Here is a 17,033-nt window from a genome sequence, read left to right as displayed (position 1 = left end):
GAAATTTATGGCAATATTTAATTTTCAGAAGCCCGATAAAGTTATCATGATCGATTCTACTGATTTCGAAGGCAAATTCGAATTCAGACCTCTTGAACCAGGTTACGGATTGACTGTTGGTAACGCTTTAAGAAGAGTTTTACTTTCTGCTCTTGAGGGTTATGCTATCACTTCTATTCGTATTGAAGGAGTGGATCATGAGTTCTCTACTATACCTGGTGTTGTAGAAGACGTAACTGAAATTATCCTTAACTTAAAACAAGTACGTTTTAAACGTCAAATTGAAGATATCGATAACGAATCAGTTTCTATTTCTTTATCAGGTAAAGATCAAATTACTGCTGGTGATTTTCAAAAATTTATTTCAGGTTTCCAAGTGTTAAATCCTGAATTAGTAATTTGTAATTTAGACAGCAATGTAAATTTGAACATGGAAATGACGATCGAGAAAGGTCGTGGTTATGTTCCAGCAGAGGAAAACAAAAAACAAAATGCTGCAATCGGTACTATATTTACTGATTCTATCTTTACACCTGTAAAGAATGTGAAGTACGCTATCGAAAACTTCCGTGTTGAGCAAAAAACGGATTATGAAAAATTAGTTTTTGAAATCAAAACAGATGGTTCTATCCATCCTAAAGATGCTCTAACTGAAGCGGCTAAGGTATTAATTCACCATTTTATGTTATTCTCTGATGAGAGAATCACTCTTGAGGCTGATGAAATTGCTCAAACAGAATCATATGACGAAGAATCGTTACACATGAGACAGTTATTGAAAACTAAGTTAGTTGATATGGACTTATCTGTAAGAGCATTAAACTGCTTAAAGGCTGCTGAAGTTGATACATTAGGAGACTTAGTATCGTTCAACAAACATGACTTAATGAAATTCCGCAATTTTGGTAAAAAATCATTAACTGAACTTGATGAGTTAGTTGCCAATAAGAACTTAACGTTCGGAATGGATTTGTCAAAATATAAGTTAGATAAAGAATAATAGCCTTCATATTTTGCTCTCCAAGGTGGATTGATGCAAGATGAAGTTTAAAAAGCAACGTCATGAGACACGGAAAAAAAGTAAACCATTTAAGCAGACAGACTGGACATAGAAAAGCTATGTTAGCTAATATGGCATGTTCGTTAATCGAGCATAAGCGTATTAATACAACTGTAGCTAAAGCTAAAGCACTTAAACAATTTGTTGAGCCTTTAGTAACAAAATCAAAAGAAGATACTACTCATAATCGTCGTACAGTTTTCGCTTACTTAAGAAATAAATATGCGGTTACTGAATTATTCAGAGATGTAGCTGCTAAAGTAGGTGACCGTCCAGGAGGATATACTCGTATCATCAAGTTAGGTAACCGTTTAGGAGATAACGCTGATATGGCAATGATTGAGTTCGTAGACTTCAACGAAATCTATAACGGTGGTAAAAAAGAAGTTAAAAAAGCTAAAAGCCGTCGTGGTGGAGCTAAAGCTAAAAAAGCTGAAGGTGCTGCTGAAACTCCTGCAACTGAAGAATCTTCTGAATCTGCAGAATAATATGATGCTCAATTCATAAATATAAAAAAGGATAAACTTATTGGTTTATCCTTTTTTTTTTGAATAAATTTGTCAAACTTTTTTTAACAATGCAACACACAACAAAACAGTCTGCGACTTTACTTCTGGCAGACGGAACAATTTTTCACGGTAAATCTGTAGGAATATCAGGCAAAACTTTTGGAGAAGTTTGTTTTAACACAGGTACTACGGGTTATCAAGAAATTTTTACCGACCCTTCTTATTTTGGTCAAATCATGGTTACTACTAATGCACACATTGGTAACTATGGGGTAAATGCAGCGGAAGTAGAATCTGAAAAAATTATGATTTCAGGGTTAGTTTGTAAAAATTTTTCAAGTTCTCATTCACGCCCAAATTCTGAAAGTAATCTTTTTGATTATTTTAAAAAAGAAAATTTGATTTGTATATCAGATGTTGACACTCGTGCTTTAGTGAGTTATATTCGAGATCATGGTGCGCAAAACGCGGTAATCTGTACTGATGATACATCAATAGAAGAGTTAAAAAAAGAATTAGCAGCTATTCCAGATATGAAAGGTCTAGAATTAGCTTCTAAAGTTTCTACTACTGAGCCTTATTTCTTTGGTGATGAAAATGCAACGTATAAAATTTCAGCTTTAGATTTAGGGATCAAAAAGAATATCTTACGTAATCTTGCTAAACGAGATTGTTATATTAAAGTTTTTCCTTATAATGCTTCTTTTGAAGATTTAAAAGGTTTTGATCCTGATGGTTTTTTCTTGTCTAATGGTCCTGGTGATCCAGATCCTCTTTATAGTGCACAGGAAGTAGCTCGTCAAATATTAAATGAAAATAAACCCTTATTCGGTATTTGTTTAGGTCACCAAGTAATTGCATTAGCTAATGGTGTATCTACTTATAAAATGTTTAATGGTCACCGTGGAATTAACCACCCCGTAAAAAATTTAATTACTGGTAAAGGAGAAATTACTTCACAAAATCATGGTTTCGCTGTAAACAGAGATGAATTGGAAAAACATACAGATTTAGAAATTACACACGAACATTTAAATGATGGTACGGTTGCGGGTATGAGAATGATAAATAAAAATTGTTTTTCAGTTCAATATCACCCGGAAGCCAGTCCTGGACCTCACGATTCATCGTATTTGTTTGATCAATTTGTTGAAAATATAAAAAAATATAAAATTAAATAATAACTGTTTTAGAAAATCTATTTTTGATTTCTAAGATCTAAAAACTTAAACAAAATGAGTATTATAATAAAAATCCATGCAAGACAAATTTTAGACTCGAGAGGAAACCCTACGGTTGAAGTAGATGTAGTAACAGAAAACGGTATTTTAGGTCGTGCGGCAGTTCCTTCTGGGGCCTCTACAGGCGAGCATGAAGCCGTTGAATTACGTGATGGCGGTACTGCATTCATGGGGAAAGGTGTTATGAAAGCCGTTGAAAATGTAAATACAACTATTGCAGAAGCTTTAGTAGGTACTTCTGTTTTCGAACAAAACCTTATCGATAAAATTATGATCGATTTAGATGGAACAGCTAATAAATCTAAATTAGGAGCTAATGCTATTTTAGGAGTATCATTAGCAGTAGCTAAAGCGGCGGCTAACGAGTTAGGCTTGCCTTTATATCGTTACGTAGGAGGAGTGTCTGGAAACACGCTACCTGTACCTATGATGAATATCATCAATGGCGGTTCGCATTCAGATGCGCCTATTGCTTTTCAAGAGTTTATGATTATGCCCGTAAAAGCAACTTCTTTTACGCATGCTATGCAAATGGGAACTGAAATTTTTCATAATTTAAAGAAAGTTTTACACGATAGAAACCTTTCTACGGCAGTAGGAGATGAAGGTGGTTTTGCTCCTAATTTAGCGGGTGGTACTGAAGATGCTTTAGATTCAATCAAATTAGCAGTAGAAAAAGCAGGTTATACTTTTGGTGATGATATTATGATTGCTTTAGATTGTGCCGCTTCTGAGTTTTATGTAAACGGAAATTATGATTATACAAAGTTTGAAGGCGAAAAAGGGAAAATAAGAACTTCTGCAGAACAAGTAGAATATTTGGCAGATTTATGTGCTAAATATCCAATCATTTCAATTGAGGATGGAATGTATGAAGATGATTGGTCTGGTTGGAAATTATTAACAGAAAAACTTGGTAATAAAGTACAATTAGTAGGTGATGATTTATTTGTTACTAATGTTGAGCGCTTATCTCGTGGTATTTCGGAAGGTATAGCAAATTCAATATTGATTAAAGTAAACCAAATTGGTACGTTAACAGAAACAATTGCAGCCGTAAATATGGCACATAACGCAGGATATACCTCTGTAATGTCTCATCGCTCTGGAGAAACAGAAGATAATACTATTGCAGATTTGGCAGTAGCTTTAAACTGTGGTCAAATCAAAACAGGTTCAGCTTCACGTTCAGATCGTATGTCAAAATATAACCAGTTATTACGTATCGAAGAAGAATTAGGAGATGTAGCCTATTTTCCAAAAGAAAATGCTTTTAAAATAAATAAATAAAAACTTTGATATTTTAAAATCCTGATTGACTAGTCAGGATTTTTTATTTGAACATTGTGATGAAGTCCAAAGATATACGATTCTAGCTAGAAATGTTTATGCGTATGCTATTTAAAATTTGAATTTTATTTTATGATAATTATACTTACTTCTTTTTAGAGCATAGATCCCCAAAGAAATAATCATAATAATATGATTTAAGTGAAAATAAAAACTTTTTTAATATAAAGATCACATTTCGATGAATTCAAATTAGAAAAGTATAATATTTATAAATCAAAAAGGATGCTTGTTTTTGATGTTCAAGATAAGGAACAAAATAGAGTTTATAAAAAATAGATATAAGCTAGGATTCATAGTTTTTTACAAAAAAGATAAAGAAACTTATTGTTGTGCAATTCGTAGTGTCTAATCTAGAAGATTTTAGGACCCAAAGAAAATCTAGATTTAAACAATTCCTACAACAAAACAGTAATAAGTTTAAAAAACCAATATTACCAACAATTCAAAAAGGCAAAAGAACCGCTAGGAATCGTTGAAGCATTAGTAGTTAAAGGAATAGACACTTATGTAAAAAACTACAAAGAAAAATTTAAAAATAAGTCATAAAGACAGGAGTCATTTTTCACTCCATATAACTGATAAAAAATAAACAAACAAAATTCAATAAAAAATTGAATATGAATAGATTAAAATATTTTTTCTACCTTCTGTTACTACTGTTAAATAGCGTAGGATGGTCACAACTTTACCCAGTACAAGTAAACAGCAGCGTATTTCCTCCTTATTTATCCAGTTTGTCGAGCTATGCTACAACAGTTGATCAAAAATATCTAGTCAATATCTACACAGCGGATCTAAATGTTGTTCATCGTCAAGTACGATTACAGCTATACATAGAAGGAAATGGTATTCAAGCCCAATCGCTTCCAATAGTAGAAGGAGCTCCCATTATGTACCTAAACGGAGGCGAAACCCTACAACTATCCAATCTAGATCTAGCCCCTTATTTTCAATTAGAAAACCTATCCGGAATTAATCAAAACCAATACAGCAGTACCTTACCACAAGGCAATTACAAATACTGTATAGAAGTATATGATTTTATAACCAACCAGCGAATTTCACAAAAATCCTGTACCTTCTATTATTTTGTATACAATGAACCCCCGTTACTGAATAGCCCTAGTAATCATGAACTGGTTGGTTTTCAAGAACCCCAAAACCTTATTTTTACCTGGACCCCGCGACACCTCAATGCCGTAAATATAGAATACGAATTTGAACTAGTAGAACTCCTAGACCAGCAAGTACCCTCTAACCATGCCTTTCTAACCAGCATACCCTTATACAAAACCACCACCTCCACGACCGTTTTACATTACGGTCCCGTAGAGCCCCAACTAATTGCAGGACGTAAATACGCTTGGCGCGTAAAAGCCCTAAGTCAACCTGGATTTGGCGATAAAGCCATATTTAATAACAATGGTTATAGCGAAATTTTTGATTTTATCTACCCAGGTAATTGCCCCCCTCCAAAATTCGTAGTAGCTATTTCCCTTAATGCCACCCAATCCAAAATTACGTGGCAAACCAATCCCGACTTTGTAGATTATAAAATAGAATACCGTAAAAAAGGAACCAATAGTTGGTACCCAACAGCCTACTACAATAACGAAGCCAAACTATACGATCTAGAAGCAGGAGCAACCTACGAATATCGAGTAGGAGGAGAGTGCATAGGAGGACTTATAAATTATACCCCCGTAGAAGAATTTACCCAACCCCGTAAAGAAGAAATAGCCATCAAATGTGGCATAAAACCCAATATAGATTTAAGTAATACAACCCTTTTTGAAGGAGAATTACCCAATGATCAAATCATTCTTGCAGGCGATTTTTCCATCAAACTCACCGAAGTAAGAGGCAAAAGAAGCTATAGCGGCAAAGGCTACGTGAACGTCCCTTATTTATCCTTTGTAAAAATAGGCGTAGAATTTAAAGACATTACCCTTAATACAGACTTTAGGCTAGTAAAAGGCGAAATCAAAGCCCTATATGATCCAAGTTGGAAAAATATAATAGATCTCAGTAGCCTATACGATCAAATAGAAGACGGTTTTGATCTTCTTTCCCCCGATACCGAAGAACATCAATTTCAAACCAATTTTGATATTCCCGATCTGTCACATATTACAGTAAACAGTAATGAAGTAGTAGTCACCGGTACTAATGGACAAACCCAAAGTTTTGATCTAGACCCCAAAGAACTCATAATCATCCGCGACCCCAAAGGAAACGTATATGCAGTGCCCCCAGGAAGCGATAAGCCCGTGGTTTTAAATGAAGGACAAGCCGCAGGATTTATTCCTGATGCTTCTAATACACAAGGTATTACCAGCGCAGGCATGGTAACAAAGCTAGCTCCTATAGCCGCTCGTGTTACTTTTGAGCGATCGGCAGAAAGTAAGTATGCTGACGATGTAATGCCTGCAAAAGCACATCCTGACATTCAAAAACTATACAAAACCATTGCTGACGGAGCGACACCTTATACTTTATATCATAAAGGAATCCAAAATGAAGGAAAAGGAAGTCGTAGTTTTGATTTTATAGATGCAGTAATAGCCGTTAATGGTACAACAATAAAGCCTGAGAGTATCCTATTTAATATCAAAGGCAGCGTGGCTAAAAAAATAGGGGGGCTGGTTATGAAAAATGGCAAGGCCTATCAACGACTAGAAGTACCCGTATATCATAGCTCAACCCCTGAGGAACTATTGGCACTAATACCAGGAAAAGACGGAGCCAAGCACCAAGTATTAGGCGCGGCAAAAATTATTCCAATCAAAACACAAACGGATGTAAATATAACCTTAGTACCCGTAAATAATGCGACTATACCTGATGGGATCGCTACGCAACTTAATGCCATTTATGCAGATGCTGGAGTACAATTTAAAGTGACAATTGCGCCCAACCATGAGGTAGCAAAAAACACCTTAGAATGTGGTAAAGATGCCCTATTAGAAAAATTATCCGAAGACCAATCGCAATTTGTAGAGCAATACAAAGCCGGCAAAGAGATCCAAAAAGACCAATACTATGTGTTTGTTACCAAGGGGATTACCCCTAGCAGAGCCATTTCAGGTTTCATGCCACGCCATTCACAATTTGGTTTTGTGTTTACCAATCAAAGTGGAGAAGAGGTAAAAGCAGGCAATGACCTAGCAACAATAATTGGGCACGAATTAGGACACGGCGTATTCGAGTTGCAGCACCCATGGGAACAATTTTCGACAGGTGATAAAAACAGTAATACCCCTTGGTTAATGGATTATGCTTTGGGCACAAAACTAGCGTATCCACATTGGCAACGCATTAGCCACCCTAAATTTGGGGTGTATGTGTTGGATGGAAGTGAGAAGGGGGAGAATGCAGTTAATGATAAATTAAGCGATACTTTCTTAAATAAAGATGGTAAATCCGTAACATTTGTTACACCTGATGCTCAATTGGTGAGTTTTAATAAAAATGAAATTGTTGAGTATAATCTAGTTAGTGGGGGTGTTTCTGGTTCACAAGATAATTTGAGCTATAATCCAGATTTGCCATATGGTAGTTTAAGAAAGATAAAGCTAAAAAAAGGCAATACAAATATTGAGTACAATTATAAAGCAAACATCGGTTATGTGAATGTTTCCAATGAAAAAGATGTTTATGAAGATAAAACTAATTTCGATACTATTGATGGATTTTTGTTTTTAATGACTGGTGAAAGTAATAAATGGTGGTTGTATAAACTTCCTTTAACAAGGTCTAATCAACTTCAAAAAATAAGCAAAAGCCCTGATTCAGTTGTTCTTTTAGAATATTTGAATAAAGTTTCACCATACACTGTTGGTTTATCTGATAAGAAAGTTTTACTAAGTGACAAAATTTACAGTGAGTGTCTTTATTGTAGAAGTGAATTAACTTTAAAATTATTAAATGGTAATATTGGAAAAATTCAACAGATATATATAGATAAAGTAGCTGAAATAGCTAATGTTTACCCTCAATTTTTTGATGAATTTAGAAAGGATAGTGTGTGGGAAAGCTGGTTTGAAAATTTTTTAATATCACCAGATTTTTCTCAAAGTTGGAGAAGCTATGAAACTACTAATTATAGTTCAGCAGAATATGTGAAATACTCAGAGTTAAAACAATTATTAGAAAATGATAAGAGAAAATACTTTGAAAAATATTTAATAAATCTAAAAGCATTTATTCAAAAAAGAAAAAATACTTTAAATAAATGTTTAGAAAATGTTTTGAATAATATAGATTCAGATAAGGCTTTAACAGATAGTCAATTAGAATGCCTCAAATATGCTACCGAAATTGAATATCAGAAAATAGACGTAAATAAGGCTAAAAATTTATTCAAATCATTAGTTAGAACGACGTTGAATACTAACGATAAAGAAAAAATCGCTATTAACTTATTCAAGTATGTTAAATTTAAATCAAATGAAATCATAGAATTTGTTGAAAACGAGAAAGTCTATTTTCGTTTGTACAATTACGAAGTGCCTATTTGGGTTTTACTTTATGATAAAATTAATGACAGTAGTATGTTCTTTTCTGGTGATAATAGAAAGGAACTAATGAAAATATTATATAAAAATTTTATCAATTCTGAAAGGTATAAAAACGAATTGACTAAAATTATCGAAAAATATGGAGCAAAAACACCTGAGGATCTAACTAAAATTTTAAATGATTCTAAAAATGGTATAAAAAATTATACTTATGATTATCAAAATATTTTCAAACGAGGATGGGCTGATTTAAAAAAACTAACAATGACTCCATCTATTGGTTATTGTTATAATTATATTAATTCCAGTAGTGCTTTTTTAAGTTTAGATTCAAAAGTAGTTAAAACTGGTGATTTATATGAGATTGAAGTAAATCAGGTTATAAAAGATGGACTTGTAGCAGAAATGCCGCTTGGAAAAGAAAAATTAAAGCCATTTGATTTTGCTTTGTTCAAAAATATTTCTGAACAGCATTTATTATCTGATTTTAAAACTTCTTTCGATGCAAATGGGAATCCATTGGCAATACCGGTTCCTGCAATTTTGATGTTGTATAGTAGCGATGTAGGTAGCTTGCAAACACAAACGGATATTATTCAAACAAGTCTTGATGTTTTATCCCTTGCTATTCCAGCTGCCCAATTTACAAAACTAGGTAGGGTTTTATTTTATGCAGATAAAATCAGTTCAGTAAGTAGTATGGCTGGAACCGCGTTTAGAGAGGAAAATCCTGCTTTGGCAGAGTTTTTCAATAAAACAAGTTTGATTACTGGAGGTATTTCAGCTACAGATTTAGTTATTAATTCAAAAAATCTTATTAAATCTCCAATTAATGATATTATAAAAAGTGAATATCTTACTGATGCAGGGAAAGTTGAAAAAGCTACCGAAGAATATGCTGATTTTGTATTGAAAAATTTGAGTGAAGAGCAGCTTAATTTGTTTTCAAAAGATACTCGTGCTGCTATTGTAGGATTATTAGAAAAAGATTTATTTGTTTTCTCTAAAATGGATAATGTTGTTTTGGCTAATAAAATTGAAAAGACAATTGATAAGATTAATGGTGGAGCTTTTGAGCTTTCTAAAGAAGTTTTATCTAAATTGAAGGCAAAAGGAATTTCTGATGATGAAATTAAATTGTTTGTAAAAGACGTTAAAGGAAATCCCGAAATGCTTAAATTAATTAAAACAGATGCAGACGATGTTGTAGACTCTTGGTTACTATTAACTGAAAGAAAATTACCAATTTGTACAAAATAGATTTTTAGATGAAAACAAAAATAAGAATCCTTAAAAAACTTGAAACAAATATCAAATTGTTTGAAAATCACGATCAAAAACCAGCTGTTTTTAATTATTATTGTTCCAATTGTAATGCGTTGAATACAGTAAGTATTGATTTTTTTCAAATTTCAAGTGATACTGACGAACTTGTAAAAAATCAGATACTAACGGAAGAGGAGATTTTGAATCATAAAATGTTAATTAAGAATTCTACAGGTGAATTAGTTGTGGATAGAACGTTATATTCCTCTCGTTATATCACTAAAGAATGTGAATTTTGTTCACAAAAAAGCCTAATTATTTTTGGTTTAGGCGAACATAATCCGAATCGTTTTGTATGCAAAATAGCTGGAGTTTGGAGTTATGAAGAAAAATAAAATAGATATGAAAAAAATATATTTTTATGTTATAGCCTTATGGAGTTTGTTTTTTGTAACATCAGGATTTACACAATGTACATTTTCTGAATTAGCAAAAGATTTTTCTCGCAATAGAACTTTAAAAGATTTTGTAAAAAGCGATCCTAAAGCATTTGATGCTTGGTATTTGTTAAATAAAGAAAAGCCTTCTTTAAGAAATAGCCTTTCTGAAGTTAAAATAGTAGCCGAAAATTTTCAAGAAGTAAAAAATGCTGGCGGGTATCAAAAATGGATTGACAAATTATCGAGTGAAGAAAGAAATGTTCCTATCCCGTTTTTAGATAGTCAGCAAAAATTTGAACAAACAGTTGATGTTTCGAATCTTCCTAAACATTTAAGATCTTTAGCCTATCAATATTATAAAAAGGCAAATAATGAGAATAAATTACATTTATGGCAGCGGTTAGAAGAGATTTTTAAGGAGTATAAAATCAATGGAAATTGGCCTCCATACAATGGCGGATACAATATTGAAAGTGGTGTTTCACTCCAAAAGTATAAAAAATATGATCGTTTTGCTAACCCTATAGGAAACTGGGATGGAGTAGGGGAACCGCTATTGGGAGGCAATTTTACGAGTCCTATTATAAATGATCAGCCCTTTGATTTTTCTTCCAGAGCTTTAAATATACCTGAATCCAATTATACTTTTTATTATGAAATTGAAATACTTGAAGATTTAGGTTTTGATGGTGAACTTGCTGATGTTATTCCTTGGTTTGGATATAAAGGACAAGGGAAACAAATGAAATGGAACATCCCCAAAGACCCTGCGACAGGCAGACCTAAAACGTGGAATAAGCTAGCTGAAGAAGGTAAAGTAAAAATTACAATAAAGGACATTCCTAATGGTAATGCAGAGTTGATTAGAAAATGGAAAGGGTATGTTATTGGGAAAGATGTTGTAGATGGTATTGTTATTACATCAAAAGAAACTCAGTATCTGCAACGATTTAAGAGTAAATTTACGTCACTATCTGATATGGATTTTATAAGAGCATATAGAAGAATTGAGAATGCAGGATTTGATGTAAGAGGACTTCTTCAAAAAACTCAGATTAATGACGACATTGTTAGGCTTGAGAAAATGATTTCTTATGCTAAAAATGACGTTCAGAAAATAAATAATTTATTTGACAAAAATTTGCTATCAGGAGGATACAATCAATTTATAGAATTAGTAGATATATACTTACTAGCTTTTAAAAAAATACCTGTTTCTAATGTAAAGCCAAATTATTTTACTCAAGCTAACAGAATCTTTGATGATATTAATATGAAACACATTATGGATAAACATAGTGCAGAATGCTTCGATTTTAACGTAAATGGAATTTCAAATGATATTGATATGTTTCCTATTGGAACTACACAGCAACAAGTTTCTGCATACATTGATGAAGCATTGACTATATTGAAAAATACTAAAGGAGCTAACTATCCTTTGAATGGCAATGCTGAACTTGTAAAGTTATCTAATGGAATGGAAGTATTTATAGGCTCTAATCTAGGAGTTAAATTACTTAATGCTCCTGGAGTTTTTCCTAATAATGCGAATATAATAGGTCAATTTTATCCTAAAGCAGGAACAGGCGGAATAACAATAAAATCATCTATATTAAAAATAATAAATGAACTACAATGACAAAGATTTTTTTTGAGGTAGAGCTTGCAGAAAACTCTTATATAGGTTTTGAAGACTTAATGGAAAAGGTGGATTACGATGCAGAACTAAAAGCTAAATTATCTAAACCAAAATATAAAAATTCAAGATCTGAAATAGGTAGAGTGACGGTTCAGTTCTTTAAGCATACATTTGTTATTAATGAAGAATACATTGCTGCTGTATTGCTCAATTGTTATGTAAGTGCAGCAAGCAGTATTTTGGATGAAAGTATTTATAAACATAACTTAGAAGTGCTGTATAAAGATTATTTAGAGTTTGATTTTATTGATTGTAGAGATATTGGTGTTCGAATAAGACATTTTGGTTGTAAAACTTATGAAAATGATAAAGAAGAAGGGATTTTTTGGTCATATACAAATTATATGATTCAAGAAATAATGGTTCCCAAAAAGGACTTTATTGAACAAACAATTATCTGTTCAGAACAGTATTTTGCTTATTTAGAGAAAGTGAATTTTCCTGATCCACATTTAGATTCTTGGAAAAATACTGTAAGTGATTTGAAAGTTAAGTTTATTAATTCTGCGATTTTTCAAAGCTAACTTTTTTAGGATGAGACCCTTCGCACCCTATCGCTCGGATTTACACAATCCAAATCTAAGCGTCTAGTTTTCAACGTGGCAGTTAGCGCAGAATTGTACCCTATCGCTCGGATTTACACAATCCAAATCTAAGCGTCTAGTTTTCAACGCGGCAGTTAGCGCAGAATTGTATTCTGTGCCCACAATGACGAGAAAATAAACTAAAAAAACACAATTATAAATTGTGTTTTTTTAGTTTTGTAGTAAATAGTATATAAGCCATGTCAACAAAATATAAAGCCACTGCAACAGAAGATTGCCATTTCATTACCATTACAACTGTAGATTGGATAGATGTTTTTACAAGATTAAATCAAAAGCAAAATATCATAAGCGCATTACAATACTGCCAATCAAACAAAGGTTTAGAGATTTATGCCTATTGCATTATGTCAAATCACATACATATACTCTGTAAAGCTACAGTAGGTTTTATACTAAGTGATGTTATTCGTGATTTCAAAAAATTTACTTCCAAGAAAATTATTCAAACTATCATAGACCAACCCGAGAGCAGACGCGAATGGATATTGGATTATTTTAAAAAATCGTGTGAGCATTTAAAAAGGGATCAGACGTATAAAGTTTGGCAAAATGGATATCATGCAGAGCATATTTTTAGCAACAAATTTATAAAACAAAAATTGGAATAGATTCATCATAATCCTGTAAAAGATAAGATTGTCGATTTACCTGAGGATTATTATTTTAGTTCTGCTAGAAATTATGCTGGTTTAGAAAATGATCTAGAAGTGATACTTTTATATTTGTTTTGAAAGCCAATAGGAGTGGGCACAGAATGCAATTCTGCGCTAACTGTTGCGTTGAGAAATATGTTGAGTAGATCTGAGCGATCGGGTTATGCAAAAGCTAAAATAACTTTTAAGCAATTTAGAGAAGGAAGATTATATGAATTAAAAAGGCAATTCTCGGGACAACAACTTTTAGAGCAAATTCAACAGTTTGATAAAAGAAATTTAGCTTATTTTGAAGGTAAGATTGATAATGTGGATTTAGATTCAAATGATATTAAAATAAGTGGATCTAAGTATGAAGGAGAATCTATTTTTGATGCATATAAAGTAGATAAAGATGGTGGAATAGGAACAGACGGAGCTTGGAGTAGAGAGTTTGATACAGAATATGTAGGTTTGAGTGAAATTGCTCGCAAGTTAGGAGGTAAAAAAGGACAAAAGTTTCCTAATGTTAAAGGACAGATTATAATTTCTTCTGAGCTCCCATATTGTATTTCTTGTCAAGGAGTAATTCAAGATTTTGCAACCATGTTTCCAAATGTAAAAGTTTATCTTGTTGATGGAATAAAAGCCATAAAATGATATGACATATATAGATAATGATACAGCGCCAAACTGTAAGATAGAAGGGAAAAAGTTTGAATGGGGAGAACCTTATAATATTTACACACCTATTTTTAACTTAATAGATTTATCAAGTTCTAGATTAGAAAACTCCATAAAATTATTTGGAGAAAATAATTTTAAACATCAGCTTTTACTAATGTATAATACAATTAATAATTATGATGAATTTGAGAAGATTGTAAACTATGGAGGAGAACAGTTTAATAGAAATGCTATATTAGAATTAATTAATTCATATTTAAAAAAAAATGAAAATCTGGTATCTCCTTGGGATAAATATAACATAGGTTTAGATGAGAATGACTATTTGAGATATATTGAAGGGGAAATACAAGACAAGTTATATTATATAGCTGATAAAATTAATAGATAAAATCCAATCGCGCGGTTTGTAACCCGATCGCTCGGATTTACACAATCCAAATCTAAGCGTCTAGTTTTCAACGTGGCAGTTAGCGCAGAATTGTATTCTGTGCCCACAAAGACGAGAAAATAAACTAAAAAAACACAATTATAAATTGTGTTTTTTTAGTTTTGTAGTAAAAAGTATATAAGCCATGTCAACAAAATACAAAGCCACTACAACAGAAGATTGCTATTTCATTACCATTACAACTGTAGGTTGATTTAACTGTGGATTATTATTTTAGTTCTGCTAGAAATTATGCTGGTTTAGAAAATGATCTAGAAGTGATACTTTTATATATATATGTTTTGAAAGCCAATAGGAGTGGGCACAGAATGCAATTCTGCGCTAACTGTTGCGTTGAGAAATATGTTGAGTAGATCTGAGCGATCGGGGAAATTTTTTATGAGATAATATTGAATTAAGCCCAGAGGAATTAGCAGAAATTTTAGCTAAAAAACTGGATCCAAATAAAAAAGAGATTGTACTTTTATCATGTAATGATTTAGCCAGTGCCCAAGCACTTGCCCAAGCTACTGGTAAAAAAGTTTATACCACTGATGGTGCTATAACGATCTTTGAAAATGGTATAAAACGCGCTGATAATACCAAATGGTATGAGGTATCCTCAGACGGTACAGCAAAAGAACTATCTTCTCCGCCTGTTAAAGAATGTTCGACTTGTACAGGTGAAGGGGTTGAGATGGGGAAACCAAAAGAGTTCATACTAAATACTCCTGAGGATCTATACAAGAAAATAGAATACTATAGACATACTGTTCGTGATGTTTTAGAGACAGAAGAAGCAGTTATTTATGCAAGAAAATACTTTGACAAATATGTTAAAAACCAAAGTTTTGAAGAGTGGTGGGTTTATGCAAAAAAATACAATGTTGCCGATGATCTAAATTTTGAAGTACATCATGTTATTCCTATTAAAGTATTAGAAAAAAATCAAAAACTAAAAGATTTACTTTTCTGGGCTGAAAACAATGGAAAAAGTTTTGAGTTTAATGGATTAGATAATGCAATGCCTTTGCAAAAGAAAAAAGCTGCTATTGATTTGAACGGGCATACAAACCATCCTAAATATGATCAAGCTATGACTGTAAAATTAAATGAGATTCTAGGTAACGATTCTTATTCAGAAATAAGAAAGTTTAACGAAATAAAGAAATTAATAAATAACACTAAAATGAAGCTAGAAAATGATGTTTTATTAGGAAGTAAAGATGTAAATGAAATAATTAATTTATAAAATGAAATATTACAAAATTGCAATTAGAAGTTTTTATGGAGACAGGATAGTTTCAAGCGCAAATTTTATTAATAATCTAAATGAAAATTATTTTAAAAAAATTGGTGATGGAGAAATAATTATTGATGCACCAATTTTTGATTACTTTTTTTTAGAAAGCTTTGATAAAAAAAAATATTGGGATTGGAAATTATTTGATGTTCATCCATTTATTGGTGAATCGAGTAGTATGTTGGGTTCTTTACTTATATCTAAAAAGGCTAAAACAATATTTGACAAATTTAATATCTCAAATCCACATTATTTTTATAGTAGTAACCTAATTTTTGAAAATGATAAATATGATTATTTTATTTTTCAATTTACAGGAAAATTATTATTTAAAGAATTGGCAAAATATATTAGTTTTTCAAAATCAGAGTTTTTAAATCCTGCTTTAAAAACCTTAGTTTCATTTAAAAATATTGATGATTATATTGAAAAAAGTGAAGAGTTATATTTTGAAAAAGATATAGATTTTGTAAAAAAAAAAATAGTATTGAATGAGAAGCTAGATTATTTTCCTATGCAAAGTTTTTTTATAGACAATATAGTTTCGGAAAATCTAAAAGAAGCCATTGAAGAAAATAATATTACAGGCTTTGAATTTTCAGAATTAGATTACGAGATAATTATAGATCCATCACCCGATAGTCCGAGCATTAAGTAATCTTAGGCTATTGCGAGCTTCAAGCTAGTACTCATAAAATTGCGCAACCAAGTAAAGAACCACAATCAGTAGGAGCTTGTGGTTTTTGTTTGTATTTGCCTAAAATCTAATGAGTCGGAAATATAAATTCAATAAAAAAAAGATGCTTATTTTGTAAGTTTGGTTATTGTTAATTGGAGTGATGTATTTTCAAGAGATTTGTATTTTACTATAATAAAACCCGATGGCGCAAACTTGCATTCCGTAACCCGATTGCTCGGATTTACACATCTAAATTCTAAGCATTTTTTTTCACCCGCTGCGCAAAGTCTCCCGACTTTGAGCAACGATATATAAAATGAAAGAATGTTACATTTTAAGAAATCAAGAAAAAGCACATTTCATTACAGCTACAGTTGTAGATTGGATAGATGTATTTACACGACAAGTGTATAGAGATTGTGTGATAGAATGTTTAAATTATTGTGTAGCAAATAAGGGAATGATTGTTTAAATAAGAATATTGACTGTGTATAAAAAAGTCATCTTTTGATAAGTATGTTAGTTAGTAGCTCAAAGTCGGGAGACTTTGCGCAGCGGGGAATGGTTTTCGTTTTTGCAGGTAGCTCAAAACGACCTATAAGT

13 protein-coding genes and 1 pseudogene are annotated in these 17,033 nt (G+C 32.0%); all 14 read left to right on the top strand.

All coding sequences use genetic code 11. The features are described 5' to 3' along the window. Positions 1 to 7 precede the first annotated feature (7 nt). Entirely contained in the window at positions 8 to 1,000 is a 993-nt protein-coding gene (locus tag AWN65_RS10680; protein WP_014166260.1) for a DNA-directed RNA polymerase subunit alpha, read from the top strand. A 62-nt stretch (positions 1,001 to 1,062) separates the two neighbouring features. Beyond that, positions 1,063 to 1,548, top strand: coding sequence for a 50S ribosomal protein L17 (gene rplQ / locus AWN65_RS10675; RefSeq protein ID WP_060383149.1), 486 nt, complete (start codon positions 1,063 to 1,065; stop codon positions 1,546 to 1,548). Positions 1,549 to 1,637: 89 nt separating this feature from the next. Continuing rightward, the gene (gene carA / locus AWN65_RS10670; protein ID WP_060383148.1) at positions 1,638 to 2,750 is read left to right on the top strand and encodes a glutamine-hydrolyzing carbamoyl-phosphate synthase small subunit; all 1,113 of its coding nucleotides are present in this window, start codon (positions 1,638 to 1,640) and stop codon (positions 2,748 to 2,750) included. Between the two features lie 54 nt (positions 2,751 to 2,804). After that, positions 2,805 to 4,100, top strand: a complete 1,296-nt coding sequence (gene eno / locus AWN65_RS10665; protein ID WP_060383147.1) for a phosphopyruvate hydratase — start codon at positions 2,805 to 2,807, stop codon at positions 4,098 to 4,100. A gap of 680 nt (positions 4,101 to 4,780) precedes the next feature. Beyond that, complete coding sequence (locus tag AWN65_RS10660) at positions 4,781 to 9,943, top strand: fibronectin type III domain-containing protein (RefSeq protein ID WP_060383146.1); 5,163 nt, start codon at positions 4,781 to 4,783, stop codon at positions 9,941 to 9,943. Positions 9,944 to 9,951: 8 nt separating this feature from the next. Continuing rightward, on the top strand, positions 9,952 to 10,344 hold the full coding sequence (locus AWN65_RS10655; protein WP_060383145.1) for a hypothetical protein: 393 nt from the start codon (positions 9,952 to 9,954) through the stop codon (positions 10,342 to 10,344). A 7-nt stretch (positions 10,345 to 10,351) separates the two neighbouring features. Beyond that, a complete protein-coding gene (locus tag AWN65_RS10650) occupies positions 10,352 to 12,031 on the top strand; it encodes a hypothetical protein (RefSeq protein ID WP_145902562.1) in 1,680 nt (559 codons plus the stop codon). Continuing rightward, a complete protein-coding gene (locus AWN65_RS10645) occupies positions 12,028 to 12,615 on the top strand; it encodes a hypothetical protein (RefSeq protein WP_060383143.1) in 588 nt (195 codons plus the stop codon). The genes AWN65_RS10650 and AWN65_RS10645 overlap by 4 nt, the downstream gene beginning before the upstream one ends. Before the next feature lie 260 nt (positions 12,616 to 12,875). Next, positions 12,876 to 13,430: pseudogene (locus AWN65_RS10640) on the top strand (REP-associated tyrosine transposase). A 57-nt stretch (positions 13,431 to 13,487) separates the two neighbouring features. Beyond that, positions 13,488 to 13,991 carry a deaminase domain-containing protein gene (locus AWN65_RS10635; RefSeq protein WP_060383142.1) on the top strand — a complete coding sequence of 168 codons (504 nt, stop codon included), beginning with the start codon at positions 13,488 to 13,490 and terminating at the stop codon, positions 13,989 to 13,991. 1 nt (position 13,992) lies between these two features. Further along, a complete protein-coding gene (locus tag AWN65_RS10630; protein ID WP_060383141.1) occupies positions 13,993 to 14,409 on the top strand; it encodes a hypothetical protein in 417 nt (138 codons plus the stop codon). A gap of 736 nt (positions 14,410 to 15,145) precedes the next feature. Further along, entirely contained in the window at positions 15,146 to 15,700 is a 555-nt protein-coding gene (locus tag AWN65_RS10625) for an AHH domain-containing protein (RefSeq protein ID WP_060383140.1), read from the top strand. 1 nt (position 15,701) lies between these two features. Next, complete coding sequence (locus AWN65_RS10620) at positions 15,702 to 16,409, top strand: hypothetical protein (RefSeq protein ID WP_060383139.1); 708 nt, start codon at positions 15,702 to 15,704, stop codon at positions 16,407 to 16,409. 337 nt (positions 16,410 to 16,746) lie between these two features. Continuing rightward, a complete protein-coding gene (locus tag AWN65_RS14635) occupies positions 16,747 to 16,902 on the top strand; it encodes a hypothetical protein (RefSeq protein WP_235588310.1) in 156 nt (51 codons plus the stop codon). The last annotated feature ends 131 nt before the right edge of the window (positions 16,903 to 17,033 follow it).

The organism is Flavobacterium covae (genome assembly GCF_001534645.1).
Lineage (GTDB): Bacteria > Bacteroidota > Bacteroidia > Flavobacteriales > Flavobacteriaceae > Flavobacterium > Flavobacterium covae.
Note: the sequence above shows the minus strand (reverse complement) of the source record. Positions and strands in the feature narration are given on the sequence as shown.